Annotated in this window: 17 protein-coding genes; 10 read left to right on the forward strand and 7 right to left on the reverse strand. The window is 60.8% G+C overall.

Features of this window, described 5'->3' with window-relative positions:
• The first annotated feature begins 5 nt into the window (after positions 1–5).
• The 6 genes from ACUXUR_RS18890 to ACUXUR_RS18915 all read left to right on the forward strand — a co-directional run bounded on the left by ACUXUR_RS18890 (position 6) and on the right by ACUXUR_RS18915 (position 6,425).
• Positions 6–962, forward strand: coding sequence for a branched-chain amino acid ABC transporter permease (locus ACUXUR_RS18890; protein ID WP_445503901.1), 957 nt, complete (start codon positions 6–8; stop codon positions 960–962).
• A gap of 13 nt (positions 963–975) precedes the next feature.
• The gene (locus tag ACUXUR_RS18895; RefSeq protein ID WP_445503902.1) at positions 976–2,061 is read left to right on the forward strand and encodes a branched-chain amino acid ABC transporter permease; all 1,086 of its coding nucleotides are present in this window, start codon (positions 976–978) and stop codon (positions 2,059–2,061) included.
• A 73-nt stretch (positions 2,062–2,134) separates the two neighbouring features.
• Positions 2,135–3,457, forward strand: coding sequence for an ABC transporter substrate-binding protein (locus ACUXUR_RS18900; RefSeq protein WP_445503903.1), 1,323 nt, complete (start codon positions 2,135–2,137; stop codon positions 3,455–3,457).
• Positions 3,458–3,662: 205 nt separating this feature from the next.
• Positions 3,663–4,511 carry an ABC transporter ATP-binding protein gene (locus ACUXUR_RS18905; protein WP_445503904.1) on the forward strand — a complete coding sequence of 283 codons (849 nt, stop codon included), beginning with the start codon at positions 3,663–3,665 and terminating at the stop codon, positions 4,509–4,511.
• Positions 4,512–4,632: 121 nt separating this feature from the next.
• On the forward strand, positions 4,633–5,016 hold the full coding sequence (locus tag ACUXUR_RS18910) for a DUF805 domain-containing protein (RefSeq protein ID WP_445503905.1): 384 nt from the start codon (positions 4,633–4,635) through the stop codon (positions 5,014–5,016).
• Positions 5,017–5,192: 176 nt separating this feature from the next.
• A complete protein-coding gene (locus ACUXUR_RS18915; protein WP_445503906.1) occupies positions 5,193–6,425 on the forward strand; it encodes a phenylacetate--CoA ligase family protein in 1,233 nt (410 codons plus the stop codon).
• A 437-nt stretch (positions 6,426–6,862) separates the two neighbouring features.
• On the opposite strand, the gene ACUXUR_RS18920 is transcribed toward ACUXUR_RS18915, so the two are convergent.
• From ACUXUR_RS18920 to ACUXUR_RS18930, 3 genes are all read right to left on the reverse strand, one after another.
• Positions 6,863–7,633: an outer membrane protein gene (locus ACUXUR_RS18920; protein WP_445503907.1), complete on the reverse strand. Its 771-nt coding sequence runs from the start codon at positions 7,631–7,633 to the stop codon at positions 6,863–6,865.
• A gap of 391 nt (positions 7,634–8,024) precedes the next feature.
• Positions 8,025–8,477: a sigma factor-like helix-turn-helix DNA-binding protein gene (locus ACUXUR_RS18925; protein ID WP_445503908.1), complete on the reverse strand. Its 453-nt coding sequence runs from the start codon at positions 8,475–8,477 to the stop codon at positions 8,025–8,027.
• 93 nt (positions 8,478–8,570) lie between these two features.
• A complete protein-coding gene (locus ACUXUR_RS18930) occupies positions 8,571–9,431 on the reverse strand; it encodes a pentapeptide repeat-containing protein (protein ID WP_445503909.1) in 861 nt (286 codons plus the stop codon).
• Positions 9,432–9,970: 539 nt separating this feature from the next.
• Here ACUXUR_RS18930 and ACUXUR_RS18935 point away from each other — a divergent pair.
• The 3 genes from ACUXUR_RS18935 to ACUXUR_RS18945 all read left to right on the forward strand — a co-directional run bounded on the left by ACUXUR_RS18935 (position 9,971) and on the right by ACUXUR_RS18945 (position 13,608).
• Positions 9,971–10,633 carry a Crp/Fnr family transcriptional regulator gene (locus ACUXUR_RS18935; RefSeq protein ID WP_445503963.1) on the forward strand — a complete coding sequence of 221 codons (663 nt, stop codon included), beginning with the start codon at positions 9,971–9,973 and terminating at the stop codon, positions 10,631–10,633.
• Between the two features lie 155 nt (positions 10,634–10,788).
• A complete protein-coding gene (locus ACUXUR_RS18940; protein ID WP_445503910.1) occupies positions 10,789–11,817 on the forward strand; it encodes a Fe(3+) ABC transporter substrate-binding protein in 1,029 nt (342 codons plus the stop codon).
• A gap of 72 nt (positions 11,818–11,889) precedes the next feature.
• The gene (locus ACUXUR_RS18945; RefSeq protein WP_445503911.1) at positions 11,890–13,608 is read left to right on the forward strand and encodes an ABC transporter permease; all 1,719 of its coding nucleotides are present in this window, start codon (positions 11,890–11,892) and stop codon (positions 13,606–13,608) included.
• Between the two features lie 170 nt (positions 13,609–13,778).
• On the opposite strand, the gene ACUXUR_RS18950 is transcribed toward ACUXUR_RS18945, so the two are convergent.
• Positions 13,779–14,453 carry a 3-oxoacid CoA-transferase subunit B gene (locus ACUXUR_RS18950; RefSeq protein ID WP_445503912.1) on the reverse strand — a complete coding sequence of 225 codons (675 nt, stop codon included), beginning with the start codon at positions 14,451–14,453 and terminating at the stop codon, positions 13,779–13,781.
• On the reverse strand, positions 14,453–15,163 hold the full coding sequence (locus ACUXUR_RS18955) for a CoA transferase subunit A (protein ID WP_445503913.1): 711 nt from the start codon (positions 15,161–15,163) through the stop codon (positions 14,453–14,455). The genes ACUXUR_RS18950 and ACUXUR_RS18955 overlap by 1 nt, the downstream gene beginning before the upstream one ends.
• Before the next feature lie 197 nt (positions 15,164–15,360).
• Here ACUXUR_RS18955 and ACUXUR_RS18960 point away from each other — a divergent pair, with 197 nt between their 5' ends.
• Entirely contained in the window at positions 15,361–17,163 is a 1,803-nt protein-coding gene (locus ACUXUR_RS18960; RefSeq protein ID WP_445503914.1) for an AsmA family protein, read from the forward strand.
• Here the strand turns inward: ACUXUR_RS18960 and ACUXUR_RS18965 are convergent.
• On the reverse strand, positions 17,157–17,960 hold the full coding sequence (locus tag ACUXUR_RS18965) for an ABC transporter permease (RefSeq protein ID WP_445503915.1): 804 nt from the start codon (positions 17,958–17,960) through the stop codon (positions 17,157–17,159). The two genes, ACUXUR_RS18960 and ACUXUR_RS18965, sit on opposite strands and share 7 nt — an antisense overlap.
• Positions 17,957–18,862: an ABC transporter permease gene (locus tag ACUXUR_RS18970; protein WP_445503916.1), complete on the reverse strand. Its 906-nt coding sequence runs from the start codon at positions 18,860–18,862 to the stop codon at positions 17,957–17,959. The genes ACUXUR_RS18965 and ACUXUR_RS18970 overlap by 4 nt, the downstream gene beginning before the upstream one ends.
• Positions 18,863–18,864: the final 2 nt, after the last annotated feature.

The raw sequence follows: 18,864 nt of genomic DNA on the forward strand, positions 1-18,864 counted from the left end.
AGCCGATGGACATCCTCTACAAAGTCTTCATCGAGCCCTTCGTCTTCATGGGCGAGGCGCCGGATCTGCTGATCCAGACGCTCTGGGAAGGGTTGGTTTCGGGCGTTCTCTATGCGCTCATCGCGCTGGGTTTCGTGCTGATCTTCAAGGCCTCGGGCGTGTTCAACTTCGCTCAAGGCATCATGGTCGTGTTTGCGGCCTTGATCCTGGTCGGTCTTTACGAAAAAGGCGTCCCGGCCTTCCTGGCACTGATCCTCGCTGCAGTTGCGATGCTGGTGCTCGCCGTCGTCGTAGAGCGAGTGGTGCTGCGGCCTCTCGTGAACCAGCCCGATATCATTCTCTTCATGGCCACTTTCGGCCTCACCTATCTTCTGATCGGCTTCGGCGAACTCATCTTCGGCGGCAGCCCGCGCGAGATGATCACGGACGCTCTCTTCCTGCCGCAGGGCACGACGGAGATCGATGCATTCGGCGGTTCCATCCGCCTGCAGCATCTCGATATCGCCGCAGCAATCATTGCTTCGATCATGATCGGCCTCCTCGCGGTGTTCTTCTCCAAGACCCGCATCGGACGCGCGCTGCGCGCGGTGGCTGACAGCCACAAGGCCGCGCTCTCCGTCGGCATCTCGCTCAACCAGATCTGGGTCATCGTGTGGTTCGCCGCTGGCCTCGTGGCACTGGTCGCCGGCATCATGTGGGGCGCCCGCTCGGGCGTGTCCTTCTCGCTCCAGATCATCGCGCTGAAGGCCCTGCCCGTTCTCATTCTCGGCGGCTTTACCTCCATTCCGGGCGCGATCATCGGCGGCCTCATCATCGGTGTCGGCGAGAAGATCGGCGAGTTTTATTGGGGCCCGCTGGTGGGTGGCGGCGTCGAGACATGGCTCGCCTATGTCATCGCCCTCCTCTTCCTGCTCTACAGACCGCAAGGTCTGTTCGGCGAGAAGATCATCGAACGGATTTAAGGGAGTCCTGTCAGTGCTCTACCGCGAAGCCGGTCAATTCAAGACGAACTACGTCAGCGACTCCGCGATCTTCCCCTTGCGCGAGGACAGGATCGGCATAGGCCTCATCATCCTGGCGGCCTATGCCCTCGCCTTCATCGGCAACAGCTTCCTGCTCCAGGCGGTGATGATCCCCTTCCTGGTGTTCTCGCTCGCCTCTATCGGCCTGAACATCCTCACCGGCTACACCGGCCTGCTCTCGCTCGGCACGGGTGCCTTCATGGGCGTGGGGGCTTATGCCTGCTACAAGCTGATGACGGCCTTTCCGGGCGTGAACGTGATCGTCTGGATCTTCGTCTCCGGCTTCTTCTCGGCCGCCATCGGCGCCCTGTTCGGTCTGCCTTCCTTACGCATCAAGGGCTTCTATCTCGCAGTGGCGACGCTCGCCGCGCAGTTCTTCCTGCAATGGTGCTTCATCCGCATTCCGTGGCTCGTGAACTACAATGTCTCGGGTGCGCTCGATGCGCCGTTGCGCACTCTCTTCGGGACCCCGATCATGGGCCCGAATGCCACGCCGCAGGTCCGCTACCTCGTGGTCCTGACCATCGTGATCCTGCTCACCTGGCTCGCCTCGAACCTCGTCCATGGCCGCATCGGGCGCATGTGGATCGCAATCCGCGACATGGATCTGGCGGCGGAGCTCATGGGCATCCGTCCTCTGCAGACGAAGCTCCTCGCCTTTGCCGTCTCGTCCTATTACTGCGGTGTCGCGGGCGCTCTCCTCGTCTTTCTCTGGTACGGCGGAGCGGAATACGACGTGTTCAACATCAATCAGTCCTTCTTCATCCTCTTCATGGTGATCATCGGAGGGTTGGGAAGCCTCATCGGCTCGTTCTTCGGCGCGGCGCTCATCTTCATCATGCCCATCGTGCTCGGCATCGTGCTGCCCGCGGTTCTCTCGCCCTTCGGCATTTCCGTGGGCGCGGACACCATCGAGCACCTGCGCTTCATGATCGTGGGCGCGCTCATCATCTTTTTCCTGATCGTCGAACCGCACGGCCTCGCGCGGCTCTGGCAGATCGGCAAGCAGAAGCTCCTGGTCTGGCCGTTCCCCTACTGACGGCAGACTTAAAAGGAGACGGGAATCGAGAAATCCGGTGTGAAGCCGGACAACAACGGGAGGAAACGAAAACATGTCGTTTCGCAAACTGAGTCTTAAACTGGTCGCAGCGACCCTTCTCGCCGGAACCGCGCTGCCTGCCTTCGCGCAGGATTCGATCTACGTCCCCCTTTTCACCTATCGCACGGGTCCCTTCGCGGGCTCCGGCACGTTCATCGCCGACGGCATGCACGATTACCTCGAGATGCTGAACCAGCGCGATGGCGGCATCGGCGGCGTGAAGCTCGTCGTCGAGGAATGCGAGACCGGCTACGACACCAAGAAGGGCGTCGAATGCTATGAGGCGGTGAAGGGCAAGAACCCGGTCATGGTCAACCCATGGTCGACCGGCATCACCCTGCCGCTCATCCCGCGCGCTTCCGTCGACAAGATCCCGATCCTCTCCATGGCGTATGGCCTCTCGGCCTCGGCCCGCGGCGACATCTTCCCCTGGGTGTTCAACCCGCCGGCCACCTACTGGGACGGCATGTCGATGATCATCAAGTATATCGGCGAGAAGGAAGGCGGCCTCGACAAGCTGAAGGGCAAGAAGATCGGCTTCATCCATCTCGATGCCGCCTTCGGCAAGGAGCCGATTCCGCTGCTGCAGGAAATGGCGAAGGATATCGGCTTCGAGGTGGCGCTTTATCCCGTCGCCGCGCAGGACATGCAGAACCAGTCCTCGCAATGGCTCAGCGCCCGACGCGACCGGCCCGATTACATGATCATGTGGGGCTGGGGCACCATGAACGGCGCGGCCGTGAAGGAAGCGGTGCGCTCCGGCTATCCCATGGACAAGTTCTATTCCGTGTGGTGGCCGAGCGAGGATGATGCGAAGAGTGGCGGCGCAGGAGCCAAGGGCTTCAAGACGCTCAACTGGCATGCCGTCGGTGCGAACTTCCCGGCGATCCAGGACATCCAGAAGCACGTGGTCGACAAGGGCCTCTCCAAAGCCGGCAAGGACAAGGTAGGCGAGGTTCTCTACAACCGCGGCGTCTACAACTCGCTGCTGATCGCGGAAGCCATCGCCACGGCTCAGAAGCTCACGGGCAAGAAGGCCGTGACCGGCGAGGACGTGCGCCGCGGCATGGAGAACATCAAGCTCGATCCGGCCCGCCTGAAGGAACTTGGCCTCGAAGGCTTCACCGACCAGCTCGTGCTCTCGTGCGCCGACCACAACGGCCACCGCCCCGCCTTCATGCAGGAATGGGATGGCACGAAGTGGGTGAAGATCTCCAACCCCATCGAGCCCCTGACCGACCGCGTGAAGGCTCAGCTCGATGCCGCTGCAAAGGACTATGCCGAGAAGAACGCCGGCTGGCCCAAGCGCACGGAAGCCTGCGACAAGGCGAGCTAGTCCAAGCGCATCGCGCACTCTCCTCCCCCACAAGCCTCGGGCTTGCCCGAGACTTGTCTTTGTCTGACGCAAGTCGGGAACACCCGACTTGCGGTGGGGAGGAGTGGGAGGTGGGGGTGTGAGCGCCAAGATCACAGAACGTGGCGCCGACACCCCCGCCCTGGCCCTCCCCACAAGAGGGAGGGAAATCGAGGAGGATCCTGTGATGACGAATGCCGCTCAGATGCAGCCGCTGCATAAACCGGACGCGGCTGAAACCGTTCTCGCCGTCAACAACATCGAGGTGGTCTATGACCACGTGATCCTCGTGCTCAAAGGCGTGTCGCTCACCGTGCCGAAGGGCGGCATCGTCGCTTTGCTTGGTGCCAATGGCGCGGGCAAGACGACGACCCTGAAGGCGATTTCCAACCTGCTCCACGCCGAGCGCGGCGAGGTCACCAAGGGCTCGATCGAGTTCAAGGGCGAGCGCGTCGACAAGCTCTCTCCCAACGAACTGGTGCGGCGCGGCTGCATTCAGGTTCTCGAAGGTCGCCACTGCTTCGGCCACCTCACGATCGAGGAAAACCTCCTGACCGGCGCCTTCACGCGCAAGGATGGCAACACCGCCATCCGCCACGATCTGGAGGCGATCTACGAATACTTCCCGCGTCTGAAGCAACGGCGCGCGTCCATGGCAGGCTACACCTCCGGCGGCGAGCAGCAGATGTGCGCCATCGGCCGGGCAATGATGTCTAAGCCGTCCATGATCCTGCTCGACGAGCCGTCCATGGGTCTCGCACCGCAGATCGTCGAGGAGATTTTCGAGATCGTGCGCATTCTCAATTCAAGCGAAGGCGTGTCATTCCTGCTCGCGGAACAGAACACCAATATGGCGCTGAAATATGCCACTTACGGCTATATTCTCGAAACAGGCCGTGTGGTGATGGACGGTCCTGCGCAGTCTCTGCGCGAGAATGAAGACGTGAAAGAATTCTATCTTGGCGTTTCCGAAGGAGACCGCAAGTCGTTCCGCGCTGTGAAGAGCTACAAGCGTCGTAAACGCTGGCTGGCATAAGTCCCACAGGAATGACCTGTCATATGCTTGACGTCATGGAGACGATATTCTTAGCATTTCCAGGACTGCGAACATACAGATTCCCAGTGCACATTTTCCACTTCTAGGGGGGCTTGCTAAAATGGACTTCGGACTCGCGATCAAAACCTGTTTTTCCAAATACGCCGACTTCACCGGCCGTGCTTCGCGGCCTGAATATTGGTGGTTCTTCCTGTTTTCGGTGATCGTCTACTTCGTCACCTCTTTCGTGGACGGCGCGATCGGCCTTCCCATTCTCAATGTGATTGCGATGCTTGCTCTGCTCCTGCCGAGTCTTGCCGTCGGCGCGCGCCGTCTGCACGACATGGACTATTCCGGCTGGTGGCTGCTGCTGGCGCTCGTTCCGGTCCTCGGAAGTATCGCTCTCATCGTCTGGTTCTGCATGCCGGGCACACCGGGCGCCAACCGCTTCGGTGAAGTTCCGGCTCAAGCACCTGCCCTGCCGAACACGCAGTCCGCCGCTTGATCAGGACAGCCGTGACGCACGTCTCCAGAGCATTTTTCGGCGAAGTGGATCCGGTCGCCGTTCAAAAATGCGGCCGAGCAAAGAAGAGAGCTGAATCCATGGATACGGAATCAGCTCTAGTCGTGCATGGCTGCACGTTGTGAAAGTCGATCAACGAGAGGAGTTCGATCCGTCACATGATAGACCATCACGATCATCTCGAGACGCGCGACCCGGCGGAACGGGAGGCCGATCTGTTTCGTCGCCTCCCGGATATCCTTCTTCGCGCTTCAGCTGCCCCGGCTTATGCGGAGAGGCTGAAGGGCATCGATGCGGCGAGCATCACGAACCGTGAAGCCCTGGCCACCCTCCCCGTGCTGCGCAAGGGCGAACTCTCGACGCTTCAGAAATCCGCCCTGCCCTTCGGCGGGTTCATTGCAGAGGCGCCTGGTTCATTCGGGCGGCTCTTCACATCGCCGGGGCCGATCTTCGAGGCGGAAGCTGCTGTAATCGACCCCTGGCGCGCGGCACGCGGGCTTTTCGCGGCGGGCTTTCGCCGTGGCGACATCGTGCTCAACACCTTCAGCTATCATCTGACGCCGGGCGGCTTCATCTTGGATTCCGGCGCGCGGGCGCTCGGTTGCGCGGTCATTCCCGCTGGTCCCGGCAACACCGAACAGCAATTCGAGCTGATTGAGGCCTATCGCCCGAATGCCTATTGCGGCACGCCGGATTTCCTGAAGATTCTGCTCGACAGCGCCGCGACCTCCGGCCGGAACCTTTCGTCCATCAAGCGAGCGCTCGTATCAGGCGCCGCCTTTCCGAAATCCCTGCAGGAGGAATTCGCAGAACATGGCGTCGAGGCCTTTCAGGCCTATGCCACGGCGGATCTCGGCTTCATCGCCTATGAGACCTCCGCCCGCGAAGGGCTCGTGGTCAACGAGGATATCATCGTCGAGATCGTGCGTCCTGGCACAGGCAATCCCGTCCCCGAGGGCGAGGTCGGTGAGATCGTCGTCACCACTCTCGATCCGCACCATCCCTTCATTCGCTTGGCGCTTGGTGATCTCACCGCTGCATTGCCCGGTTTGAGCCCATGTGGACGCACGAACATGCGGATCAAGGGCTGGATGGGCAGAGCCGACCAGGCGACCAAAGTAAAGGGCATGTTCGTGCGCCCCGAGCAGGTTGCGGAGATCGGCCGGCGGCATCCGCAGCTCGGACGTCTGCGCTTGCTCGTCGAGAGGGAGCGGGAAACCGACGTGATGACCCTCGTGGCAGAATGCGCAGGAGCCTCGGACGAGCTTGTCGCGGCCGTGACAGCTACACTTCATTCCGTCACTAAGCTCAAAGGCTCCGTCACTTTTGTCGCCCTGGGAACTCTTCCCAATGACGGCAAGGTCATCGTTGACGAGAGGACCTACGGTTAGAGCATCGTTGAATCCGGAAAACGGGGATCCCTATTCTCTGACGCGGACCTTCAGATCCGCACGATGCGTCAATATGCGGCCGACAAAGCTTGGCTTTTTTGGCGAGAATCAGAGATACCGTAGAAAAAGAAAGAGCACCCGGAGGGTGCTCTGAGGTGTCCGGCCGTAGGGGCAAAAAGGACCGGAGATGCCTAATAACGAACGTTTCCCGATTTAGTTCCAAAAATTCTTAAAAATTTTTATTCCTAGGCCGCGCCTCATTCAGGTCACCTTTCGGCGGTCTAGAGCTTAGCTTCCGTGGGGGCAAACACGGGCCGCGGCCGCGATCAGGATCCCAAAATGGGCCGGTCGCGGCCGTTTTATTGAGCACACCTCAAAAGACATAAGAAAAGGCCCGGGCTCAATCCCGGGCCTTCTCGTCACGGATACGACAGAACTCAGTAAGTGCCGAACTTGAAGTTCAGCTTGGCACGAGCCACGAAGAAGTCGTTGTCGTCATTCCCCACGTCAGGCGCGATGACATTAATCGGTGTCCCGCCGACAGGGGTGAACGTGCCGACGAACCCGCCATTGTTATCGTCGTCCTCGTCGAAGCTGAGCCACAATCCTTCCAGACCGAACGTGACTGCCGAGGACCCGAACCAGTTCACGGGCAGCGCCCACTCGACACCGCCGCCGACTGTCCATCCGGTATCATTATCCGTATAGGCAAGACCACCAGTGGCGTAGATCAAGACGCGGTCGAAAGCCACACCAGCGCGGGCGCGGACGGTGCCGAACCAATCCGACAGGTCATTGTTGAACTCGCCGGGCACGAATGTGCCAGCAGCCCCGGCCGGGACGAATCTCACTTCCTCGTCGTTATCGGTATCGGCCCATTGGATGTCGGTCTCAAGACCGATCACGAATGATCCGATTTGATAATTGTAGCCGATCTGAGCGCCGCCGACGAAGCCACCGTCGTTATTGTTGTCGAAAAACAACGTGCCCGGAACCGTGCCGCCTAGGACAACGGATTCTTCATCATCATTGCGCCAGCCCCAGCCCGCATTCACGCCGGCATAAAACCCCGTCCACGTGAAGATCGGAGCCGCCATAATCGGTGCTGGCGGCGCAGCACGCGCCGGCAGATCCGCGGCGGATGCTGCCGACGCAAGAAGCGCGGCGGATGCAGCTCCAGCCAGTAAACTAACAAGATATGTCCTCATAACCGCCATCCTTTGTGCGAGGGATAACCAGGACAGTTTATGGACCCGCTGCAAAATATGGCTATGACAGATCTGCAACACCCTGCAGTAGCGCGACAATTCTGAAAGATAAAAAAGTAGTACTACTTTTGAGACAACTACAGAGATTTACGCTTATATTCCTGAATATCGAAGATTTTCATCAGTTACTACAATAAATAATTTGACAAGTTCTTTACGATATGTCCCACTTACAGTGTTTTCGGATCACATCCGAAGGCGAGGAGAATCCTTACCCTGCCCTCCGGGCAGGGTTTTTTCTGGCAAGTCGTAACCAAGCGTAAGGCTCACCATTTTAAGAAGAGATGGCACGACACACTGTGCTCGCTGGTGAGCTTCGACCTAAATCGAACTACAGATCGCCGAGGATGAGCTGTGTTTGATCGGCACGGGCACCACTCTTCCGTTTCTTGGTAACGGAGGACGAAGCAGCATTGGTTTTCTGTCCCTGCGAACTCTTCCGCTCGGTCACTCGTGTCATCCTGGCCTTCGCGCGGTCCCGTGCAACGGCCTCGGGAGCCTCGGGATCATCGCTCAGCCACTTACCGCGCTTGATCACCTCGTTGACCCGCCCCTGATTGACCCCAAGCTCGAAGGCAATTTCCTGCTGGGTCATTTCCGTGGTCGCATGGAGTTCGAGAATGCGGCGGGCGAGATCAGGCGTCATCTTCCGACCGGCAATGCGCCGCGCCGGAGCCACCGAGCGTGTCACCCGGTCGCGTTCGCGCAACTTCTGCAGGATAGCAAGAGCCATATGCATGCCTTGCTCGCGAAGGGCATCCTCGAATTCCTTGAGCGTCGTCACCTTAGGCCCACTCCGGTCGATCAGAGAGCTCGGATTTTGAATCCTCGAGAAATTCAACGGTTAAGCTGATGCTTTGTTTCAGCCTGTGGTCCTTCAATCGTCGTCGGTGCTACATGGCCACGTCTTCGGGGCTGTGAGGCCTGTAGGGAGCTTCGTTTGCTCATCGCCGCAGGCCATGTCGATCTGCGCCTGCGTCAGGCCTTTGACAGCCGTCAGATCCGCACCACTCATCTGGGTCAGGTAAAGATAGGCCCCAGACATAGTCACATCCTGAAGCACCAAGCCTTCCAGTTGCGCCCGGGAAAGATTCGAATAGCTGAAATTGACGCCTCGCAGGTTCGTCTGCTGAAAGATCACGCGCGCCAACTCGGCCTTCGACATATCGGCACGTTCGAGATTGGCACCGCTGAAGTCCGAACGGTTCAATTCTGATTTCAGGAAGTTGGCGCCCGAGGCCTGAACCTTCGCAAAATTCGAGCGGTTCATGTCGGCGGAAGCGAAATTGGCTCCGGTCAATATGGCCTCGGCAAAGTTCGCTCGCCATCCAAGCGCCTTAGTAAAATCGGCTTTTGACAGATCGGCCTTCTCGAAACGGGCACGACTGATCTCCGTCTCACTGAGATTGGCTCCCGCCATTTTCGAACTGCCGAAATCGCTCGCGGTCAGGAGAGATCGCTGAAAGATCGTGCCGGTCAGGTCATCTCCGCTCAGCATGACGCGTGCCTTGGAGCACCCCGACCAATCGGCGCCAGGCCCTGGCGTGTCCTGGCACTTGGCTTCGGCCGTCCCGCCGAGGACCGCAAGCATCAACGCCGCTCCCGCTAGTCTGCGTATCTCTTTGCTTGGTGACCGTGTGCGCACCTTCCAGCAATGAGGTCTCATGTGCTCCTCTTCGATTGCGGAATTGAAACTTGTCGTAGATGTAGGTCTCGCCGCTTTGCGGGGGAGCCCCATCCAAGGAATATCAGACGCGCCATGGCTCGACTCGATGCAGACTGGACTTAACGCATTTACGGCCTAGCTTATGCCACGGAACTGGGGAGTTATATCATGCGTCAGAGAATGATCTTTTCTCTTCTTGGCTTGGCCGGACTGACACTGGGTGGATGTTCGATGTCCCCTGCCCCTCAGGGTGTGCTGCCGCGCGCGGACATCCCTCCGCCTCCATCCGCGACAGGCTCTGTGCCGAACCGCGCCGCCGCGGGCCCGACCACAAATGCGCAGCAGCCTCAGCGTCGGGGTTTAAGCGTGCCTGACCGGCTTGTGCCTCGGCGCCCGGCTGCGAAGCCCTGAGCATCGACCAAAGACAGATTAGTGGAAGATCCGAGGCCCCGAGAGGGGCCTTTTTCATGGCGAAGCGCCGGCGGAGCTACCTCGAGGTGCGCCAAAGCACAGCTGTCGCCACTGTGACGCTTAGTGGTATATGACGTTACGGAATGCATAAGGGGGAGAATCTCATGACCTGGAGCGACGCCTCGGCCTTGCTCGATCGAATGACGTGGCTCGATGGATTGGCATGGCTGGGGGCCATTCTCGCCATCACCGGCAGCGCCATGCGCACGATCATTCCCCTGCGCTGCATCGGCATTGCCACGAACGCGGTGTCGCTCACCTATGCGGTGTTCATGCGGGCGTATCCGAGCATCACGGTCAACCTGATCCTCCTCCCCCTCAACACGGTGCGGCTCTACCAGATGATCCGCCTGATCCGTCAGGTGAAGCAGGCATCGAAAAGCGATCTGTCCATGGAGTGGCTCAAGCCATTCATGACCCGCCGCAAGGTGAAAGCGGGAGAGATCCTGTTCGCGAAAGGCGATAGCGCCACCTGCATGTTCTATACTCTCTCCGGCCGCTACCGCCTGAAGGAACTCAACATCGAGCTGCTGCAGGGACAGGTCGTGGGCGAGATGGGCTTCATGTCACCCGAGAACAGGCGTACCCAGACTCTCGAATGCCTGGACGACGGCGAAGTGCTGAACATCTCCTATGACGAGGTTCGCGAGCTCTATTTCCAGAATCCCGAATTCGGCTTCTACTTCCTGCGCCTGACGAGCGAGCGCATGTTCAAGAACATGGAGATGATGGAAGCAGAGATCGCGCGGCTGAAGAGTGCGACAGCAGAGCCCCAGTTCCTTCGCCAAGTGGTCTCAGCTTAGAATGCCTCAAAAAAGCATCCAGTTTAGAAGACTTATAAGTTATTGTTTTAACTCATATTTTCCTTGACCGAACATCACCATCATGGTTCTTGCAGCCCATCCAGGACAGACCTTGAATCTGTTCGTTTTGGTGAAGGATCTTGATGATGCTGACGATGAAATTTGCGCGCAGCCTTGCGTTCGGCGCTGCGGCTCTCGGGACTTTGGCCGGTTCCACGATCTCCGCCTCCGCCGCGGAGGCGCTGAATATCTATACGACCCGCGAGCCGGGCCTCATCAAGCCGGTCCTCGATGAGTTCACCAAAGAAACGGGTATCCAGGTCAATACGATCTTCATCAATAACGGCCTCGAGGAGCGCATCCGCACCGAGGGCGAGAACAGCCCGGCGGACATCATCCTCACCGTCGATATCGGCCGCCTGCAGGCCGCCAAGGACTATGGCGTGACGCAGCCGGTGAAGTCGGAAGCGCTCGAGAAGGTGATCCCTGCGGCCTACCGCGATCCGGAAGGTCACTGGTTCGGTATCGCGCTGCGCGCCCGTGTGGTCTACGCCTCCAAAGACCGCGTGAAGCAGGACAAGATCACTTATGAAGAACTCGCCGACCCCAAGTGGAAGGGCAAGATCTGCACCCGCTCGGGCCAGGCGCTCTACAATGTCAGCCTGTTTGCCGCCGCTATCGCTCACATGGGCGAGGCGAAGGCCGAGGAATGGCTGAGGGGCGTGAAGGCGAACCTCGCCAAGAAGCCGTCGGGCGGCGATCGCGAACAGGCCAAGGACATCCTGGCCGGCGTCTGCGACATCGGCATCGGCAACACCTACTACGTGTCGCTCATGCGCAACGGCAAGGACGAGGAGCAGAAGAAGTGGGGCGAGGCGATCAACGTGATCCTGCCCACCTTCCAGGGCGGCGGCACCCACGTGAACGTCTCCGGTCTTGCTCTCGCCAAGCACGCGCCGAACAAGGCGAATGCCCTGAAGTTCATGGAGTTCATGGTCTCCGATGACTCGCAGCGCATCCATGCCGAGGCCAATTCCGAATACCCGGTGAAGGCGGGCATTCCGATCCATCCGACCATCGCCTCCTTCGGCGAGCTTAAGGCGGACAACGTGCCGATTGCGGAGATCGCCAAGCTGCGTAAGAAGGCCAGCGAACTGGTCGACAAAGTCGGCTTCGACCAATAAGGCTTTAAAAGCAGTTTTTGAAGCTGCCCCACTCATAGGAGGCGCTGCCGGCAACGGCGGCGCCATTTCCCATTGAAAGCAACCACAGACGCATCGCCTTTCTTCCACTTCGGCCCCTGGCGCGCGGCCAAGCGCATCCCGTGGTGGCTCTCCACCGCCGTGGCGGCGGTGGGGCTGCTCGTGTTCATGCCCATCGCGGCGCTGATCGGGATCGCGATGGAGGGAGATGCGGAAATCTGGCCTCATCTGATCCAGAATGTACTGCCTGCGAGCATCGTCGATACGCTGGCGCTGCTCGCAGGCATCGCCGTCGTCGCAGGCTCCATGGGCATCACATCTGCCTGGCTCGTGACGGCGCATCGCTTTCCCGGCCGCAATATTCTCGTGTGGCTTCTGCCCTTGCCGCTTGCCGTGCCGACCTACATCACGGCGTATATCTACGTGGAGCTTTTCGACTCCGCGGGCCTTGTGCAGATGGCGTTGCGCGATCTCATGGGCTGGAAATCACGTTCCGATTACTGGTTTCCGGAAGTCCGCTCGCTTTACGGCTGCGTCATCGTAATGTCGGCCGTGCTCTACCCTTATGTGTACATCGCCGCACGTGCGATGTTCCTGACGCAGAGCGCGAGCATGCTGGAAGTGGCCCGCGTGCTCGGCGCAAGCCGCCTCAAGCTCTTCCGCGTCATCGCGCTTCCCCTCGCCCGCCCAGCGCTTGCCGTCGGCCTGTCGCTGGCGTTGCTTGAAGCGTTGAACGACATCGGCGCGAGCGAATATCTTGGCGTGCGCACCCTCACCGTCTCCGTCTACAACACATGGCTCAATCGCGGCAGCCTTGCAGGCGCAGCACAGATCGCCTGCGTGATGCTCGCTTTTGTCGTCGCACTGATCCTGATCGAGCGCTATGGCCGCAAGGATCGGCGCTATGCCACCTCTGCAAAGCGCTCACGGGTCGTGCATCCGGCACCGCTCTTCGGTGGGCGCGCATGGCTCGCGACAGTGCTCTGCAGCATTCCGGTCGTTCTCGGCTTCGCCCTGCCGCTTGCCTTCCTGATGCGCGAGATCCTGCGCGGCAACCTCGTCGATCAGTTTGATGTGGAATTTCTCGAACATCTCCTGACGACTGTGGGGCTCTCAGTCACCGCTACTCTCGCGGTGCTGGCGTTGGCGACCCTGCTCGTCTCCGCCGCACGCATCGCCAAATCCCCACTCACGAAGAGCACCCTGTTCGTGGCAGGCCTCGGCTACACGGTGCCCGGCACCGTTCTGGCCCTTGGCCTCATGACGCCGCTGGTGAAGATCGACTCGCTGATCGGCACGCTCTGGCGCAACCTCACGGGTGAGCGTCTCGGCCTGCTCATCATGGGAACGGCAGGCGGCATCATCATCGCCTATGTACTGCGCTTCCTGTCGATTGCCACGGGCTCGCTCTCGGCAGGGCTTGATCGCGTTTCGCCCAGTCTCGAAGATGCTGCGCGCACGCTGGGCGCGTCGCGGAAGGAAATGGTCTGGCACATTCAGATCCCGCTGATGCGCCCTGCGCTCGCCAGCGCCGCGCTTCTGATCTTCGTGGACTGCATCAAGGAGTTGCCGGCAACTCTGCTGCTGCGGCCGCTCAACACGGAGACGCTGGCAACGCAGGTCTATACATATGCCTCGCGCGGCCGCTTCGAAGATGGCTCGCTTGCAGCTCTCCTCATCGTGCTGATCGGCCTCATTCCGGTGATCCAGCTCGTCCGCAGCGCCGAGGCGCGCCCGAAGGCGGTGGAGACGGAACCATCCTCCGGCTCATAAAAGAAAAGCGGCCATAAAGGCCGCTTTTCCATGCTGTTTTAGAGCCCACACCCTCATCCTGAGGAGGATCGCGGGAGCGATCCGTCTCGAAGGAGGCTCCAGTGCTCTCTGGAAACGCCTCGGACTTCGAGACGCTACGCTCCTCAGGGTGAGGCTTAGGACGGTTCGGCTCAAGCCGCCTGCTTGCCGTTCAGAGCAACCTTAAACTCGGCTTGCGTCTTGGCCTTGATCTCATCGACCGTCACGCCATCGGCGAGCTCGATCAGGGTCATGCCGGTGCCGCCCTTCTTATCGATGGTGAAGACACCGAGATCCGTGATCACGAGGTCGACCACGCCGGCGCCCGTCAGCGGCAGAGAACAGGCCTTCAGCAGCTTCGGCTCTTCCGAACCGTCCTTGCCCTTGGCAACGTGCTCCATGACCACGACCACGCGCTTCACGCCAGCCACGAGGTCCATGGCGCCGCCCATGCCCTTCACCATCTTGCCGGGGATCATCCAGTTGGCGAGATCGCCATTCTCCGCCACCTGCATGGCGCCGAGGATCGACAGATCGATATGGCCGCCGCGGATCATCCCGAAGGAATCGGCGCTTGAGAAATAACTCGTGGTCGGCAGCTCGGTGATCGTCTGCTTGCCGGCATTGATGAGGTCGGCATCTTCCTCGCCCTCATACGGGAAAGGCCCCATGCCGAGCATGCCGTTCTCCGACTGGAGCTGCACATGCACGCCCTCGGGAATGTAGTTCGACACGAGCGTCGGAATGCCGATGCCGAGATTCACGTAGTAGCCGTCGCGCAGTTCCTTGGCCGCGCGGGCGGCCATCTGTTCACGGGTCCAGGCCATCAGAGGGTCTCCTCGCGCTTGCGGGTGGTGCGCTGCTCAATGCGCTTGACCGGGTTCGGCACATGCACAAGGCGTTTCACGAAGATGCCCGGCGTGTGGATGCAATCCGGATCGATCTCACCAGCCGGAACCAGATGCTCCACCTCGGCGATGGTGAGGCGCGATGCGGTGGCCATCATCGGGTTGAAGTTGCGGGCCGTCTTGCGGTAGACGAGGTTGCCCTCGGTGTCGCCCTTGAAAGCATGGACGATGGAGATATCGGCGAAGAGGCCGGTTTCCATGACGTATTTCTCGCCATTGAACTCGCGCACTTCCTTGCCCTCGGCGATCAGGGTGCCGACGCCGGTCTTGGTGTAGAAGGCCGGAATGCCGGCGCCGCCGGCGCGGATGCGCTCGGCCAACGTGCCCTGCGGGTTGAACTCGAGCTCGAGCTCGCCGGACAGGTACTGCTGAGCGAAAGTCTTGTTCTCGCCCACGTAAGAACTGATCATCTTCTTGATCTGGCGGGTCTCCAGGAGGCGGCCCAGGCCGGCGCCATCGATGCCCGCATTGTTGGAGATGAAGGTGAGATCCTTCGCCCCCGAATCACGGATCGCCTCGATCAGCGTCTCTGGGATTCCGCAGAGGCCGAAGCCTCCGGCCATGATGGTCATGCCATCCTTCACAAGCCCAGCCAGCGCGGTCCGCGCATCGCTGTAAACCTTATTCATCAACGATTCCTCCTAGGGCTATGCCTGCCCTTCAAGGTCCTGAAACAAGTTCGGGCTGCACCCTGCAACTTGGCCTCAATTTAGACAATCCCTTCCTATGGATATATGAGAACAATTGATTATTCGGCCCCGCCGCCCACAGGCTGCCGCTCAGCCATCCCTTGCGGGGCGGGGCACAAGGTTTAAACACTACACTCATGTCTCGCCGCGTCGCCTTTTTCATTGCCTTGATTGCGTTTGCCCTCATCGGGGCGGCCGCGGTTCCCTGGACCTTCAGGGAGAACGGCCTTTCGTCTGCCCTCTCCAACCATATGAAGGAGCGCTACGGTCTCGACCTGACGGTCGAAGGGCGCAGTGTCTTCGCCGTGCTTCCCATTCCCCGGGTCAAGTTCGAGAATGTGACAATCCGCTTTCCCAACCAGGCGCTTACGGCCGAAGGCGGAACCCTCCGCGGCGAGATCCGCGTACTTCCCCTCCTGCTCGGACGGGTCGAGCTGTCCGATTTCGAGCTGAGCGACAGCAAGATCACGGCCTCCGCCCAGGCGCTGCAGGACGTGAAATGGACCGAGGTTTTCCAGAGCCGCTCCAGGGCCCTGCATGCCCGCCGCCTGATCCTCAACAGTTCTTCCATTCACTGGTCCGATCTGAAGGACGCGGATCTCGACATTGCGGAACTCGTGATCCGCTGGGTGGGCGAGAACGAGCCTCTGACCGTCTATGGCAATGGCCTGTGGCGGGATGCGCGTGTGGTGATCGAGGAGGCCTCCGTCCATCCGGATCGGCTCGCTTCCGGCGATATCAGCCCGGTCGAGCTGACCATCGCCGCCCCCACGGCTCGTCTGAGCCTCAAAGGCGAAGCGCAGCTTGGTCCCAATCCCAGCATGACGGGCGAAGGCTCCATTAAGGCCACCTCCGTGCGCGACTTCACCCGCTGGAGCGGTGTGAAGCTGCCCTTCGGCTCCCTGATCCAGGCCTTCTCGGTCCAGGGCGACTTTTCCATGGATCGTCGACGCCTGTCTTGGCCCTCGGCGGCCGTCGCGCTGGGCAGGGACACGCTGGAGGGCACGATGGCGGTTCGCTTCGATACCGAACGCCCCATCATAACAGGCACCCTCGCAGCGGACGACCTGAACCTCGCGAATTTCTTCGCCCCCTTTGCGCAGACCCGCACCTCCTCCGGCTCCTGGAGCGAGGAGGATCTCGATCTTGCGCATGTCACGGGCAGCGATCTCGACCTGCGTCTCTCGGCGGCGTCGGCCCGCCTGGGGCGCCTGCGCGTCGAGGACATGGCCGCCAGCGTTCTCGTGCGCCCCGGCGAGATCGAAGCCTCCATCGGACGTGCCGGCTTTCATGACGGCAGCCTGAAGGGCCGTCTGTCGCTTACCACCGTCGGTGGTCAGACCGAATTCAAAAGCCAGGGCACCTTCTCAGGCGTCGAAATCGGGCCCTTCCTGAGCAACGTCGGCGAGCCGCGTTGGATCACGGGCCGCGCCCAGGGGCAATTCGCTTTCGAGGGTAAGGGACGAAACCCGATCGAGGTGGTCCAGCAGGCGCAGGGCCGCAGCTCGATCACTGTCCGGAAGGGCGAGCTGGTCGGCATTGCTCTCGGCGATGCCCTCAAGCGCGTGGAAAAGCACCCTCTCCTCGCCTCTCTCAACTGGAAGGGCGGCCGCACGCCATTCCAGGAAGCGCAGGCGCAGATCGTCATCCAGGATGGCGTCGGCGAGGTGACGGAGGGCAAGCTCACATCGACGGATGTGGTCGCCGAGCTCAAGGGTCAGGTCCTGATGGTGGATCGCACCCTCAACCTGAAGGCGGAGGTCTCGGCGGCGGGCACCGAACCGCCTCCCGCCATCGCCTTCGATATCAACGGCGGATGGGACAACATCAGCGTCATGCCCGATGCCCGCTCCCTGATCGAGCGGTCGGGAGCCGCGAAGGCCCTTCTCCCCGCCCGTGTGGCCCCGAACGAACAGGGGCCGCAGGCGATCGCTCAGTGAGCGTTGCGCCGGGAGCGCAGCACCGAGCGCTTGCTGATCAAGGTGGCTGAAATCACACCGAGCGTCACGAGACCAATGAGAATGGTCGAAGCGGCGTTAATCTCCGGCGACAGGCCCAGCCGGACCTGGCTGTAGATCTTGATCGGCAGCGTCGTTGCGCCCGGACCCGTGTTGAAGCTCGCGATCACGAGATCGTCGAGCGACAGGGTAAAGGCCAGCAGGAAACCTGCGACAATGGAGGGGGCGATCAGCGGCAGCGTCACGGCGAAGAACGTGCGCAGCGGCGGAGCACCGAGATCCATCGCGGCTTCCTCCAGCGAACGGTCGAAGGTCATGAGACGCGACTGCACCACCACCGTAACGAAGCACATGGTCAGCGTGGTGTGAGCGAGCGTGATCGTCCAAAAGCCGCGGTCGAGATCAATCGCGACGAAAAACAAGAGCAGCGAGAGGCCGGTGATGACCTCCGGCATGACCATGGGCGCATAGACCATGCCGGTGAACAGCGTACGGCCGGGGAAGCGTCCATAGCGGGTGAGCGCCAGGGCCGCGAGCGTGCCGAGCACCGTCGCCATGCCGGCAGAGAGCAAGGCGATGCGCAGCGTCACCCAGGCTGCTTCCATCAGCGCCTCGTTGCGGAAGAGTGCCGCGTACCACTGAGTCGAGAACCCGCCCCAGACGGTGACGAGCCGCGAGCCGTTGAAGGAATAGACGACGAGCAGCAGGATCGGCAGGTAAAGGAACGCAAATCCCAACACCAGCGACGTGACATTGAAGAGGCTCAGGCGCCGGTTCATGGCCGCGTCTCCACGCGCCGTGCCTCCACATCGCGATAGATCACGATCGGCACGACAAGGATGATGAGGAGCAGAATGGCAACGGCGGAGGCCAGCGGCCAGTCGCGGTTGGAGAAGAACTCGCTCCAGAGCTGACGGCCGATCATGAGCGTCTCGGATCCGCCCAGCAGGTCCGGGATCACGAACTCGCCCACGGCCGGGATGAAGCAGAGAAGCGAGCCCGCGATGATGCCCGGCATCGCGAGCGGCACGGTGATCGTCCAGAAGGAGCGCCAGGGCGTCGAGCCGAGATCGAGCGCCGCCTCCAGGAGCGTGTCGTCCATCTTCTCCAGCGTCGCGTAGAGCGGCAGCACCATGAAGGGCAGATAGGCATAGACGATGCCGATATAGACCGCCCATTCCGTGTTGAGGATCTCGATGGGCTCAGAGATGAGCCCAAGGCTCATGAGCCCCTGCGTGAGCAGGCCTTCAGGCTTCAGGATTGCGATCCACGCATAGATGCGGATGAGGAAGCTCGTCCAGAACGGCAGGATGACGAGGGCAACCAGCAGCGAGCGGTGCCGCTCCGGCGCGCGCGCCATGCCATAGGCGATAGGAAAGCCCACGAGCAGCAACAGGATCGTCGAGAGCGCCGCAATGCGCACGGAGGAGAGGGTTGCGCGGAAATAGAGATCGTCCTCGACCAGAAGCTCGAAATTCTCCAGATCGAGCGCGCTGAGGAAAGCCGCGATATCGCTCCACTCGAAAACCGGCTTGTAGGGCGGCTGGGCGACGGCGGGATCCGAGAGGCTGATCTTGAGCACGATCAGGAACGGCACGAGGAAGAACACGCCGAGCCACAGATACGGCGCAGCAGGCACCAAAGCCGCACTCAGCCTCTTCGTGAAGGAACGCTCTTTCATGG

The sequence above is a fragment of the Microvirga medicaginis genome (assembly GCF_052658925.1).

What these genes read in the sequence shown, in the direction of transcription:
- ACUXUR_RS18900 (WP_445503903.1), top strand. Translation starts at nt 2,135, where the DNA reads ATGTCGTTTCGCAAACTGAGTCTTAAACTGGTCGCAGCGACCCTTCTC.
- ACUXUR_RS18970 (WP_445503916.1), bottom strand. Translation starts at nt 18,862, where the DNA reads ATGAAAGAGCGTTCCTTCACGAAGAGGCTGAGTGCGGCTTTGGTGCCT.
- ACUXUR_RS18950 (WP_445503912.1), bottom strand. Translation starts at nt 14,453, where the DNA reads ATGGCCTGGACCCGTGAACAGATGGCCGCCCGCGCGGCCAAGGAACTG.
- ACUXUR_RS18890 (WP_445503901.1), top strand. Translation starts at nt 6, where the DNA reads ATGGACATCCTCTACAAAGTCTTCATCGAGCCCTTCGTCTTCATGGGC.
- ACUXUR_RS18915 (WP_445503906.1), top strand. Translation starts at nt 5,193, where the DNA reads ATGATAGACCATCACGATCATCTCGAGACGCGCGACCCGGCGGAACGG.
- ACUXUR_RS18920 (WP_445503907.1), bottom strand. Translation starts at nt 7,633, where the DNA reads ATGAGGACATATCTTGTTAGTTTACTGGCTGGAGCTGCATCCGCCGCG.
- ACUXUR_RS18940 (WP_445503910.1), top strand. Translation starts at nt 10,789, where the DNA reads ATGAAATTTGCGCGCAGCCTTGCGTTCGGCGCTGCGGCTCTCGGGACT.
- ACUXUR_RS18955 (WP_445503913.1), bottom strand. Translation starts at nt 15,163, where the DNA reads ATGAATAAGGTTTACAGCGATGCGCGGACCGCGCTGGCTGGGCTTGTG.
- ACUXUR_RS18910 (WP_445503905.1), top strand. Translation starts at nt 4,633, where the DNA reads ATGGACTTCGGACTCGCGATCAAAACCTGTTTTTCCAAATACGCCGAC.
- ACUXUR_RS18960 (WP_445503914.1), top strand. Translation starts at nt 15,361, where the DNA reads ATGTCTCGCCGCGTCGCCTTTTTCATTGCCTTGATTGCGTTTGCCCTC.
- ACUXUR_RS18905 (WP_445503904.1), top strand. Translation starts at nt 3,663, where the DNA reads ATGACGAATGCCGCTCAGATGCAGCCGCTGCATAAACCGGACGCGGCT.
- ACUXUR_RS18935 (WP_445503963.1), top strand. Translation starts at nt 9,971, where the DNA reads ATGACGTGGCTCGATGGATTGGCATGGCTGGGGGCCATTCTCGCCATC.
- ACUXUR_RS18930 (WP_445503909.1), bottom strand. Translation starts at nt 9,431, where the DNA reads ATGGGGCTCCCCCGCAAAGCGGCGAGACCTACATCTACGACAAGTTTC.
- ACUXUR_RS18965 (WP_445503915.1), bottom strand. Translation starts at nt 17,960, where the DNA reads ATGAACCGGCGCCTGAGCCTCTTCAATGTCACGTCGCTGGTGTTGGGA.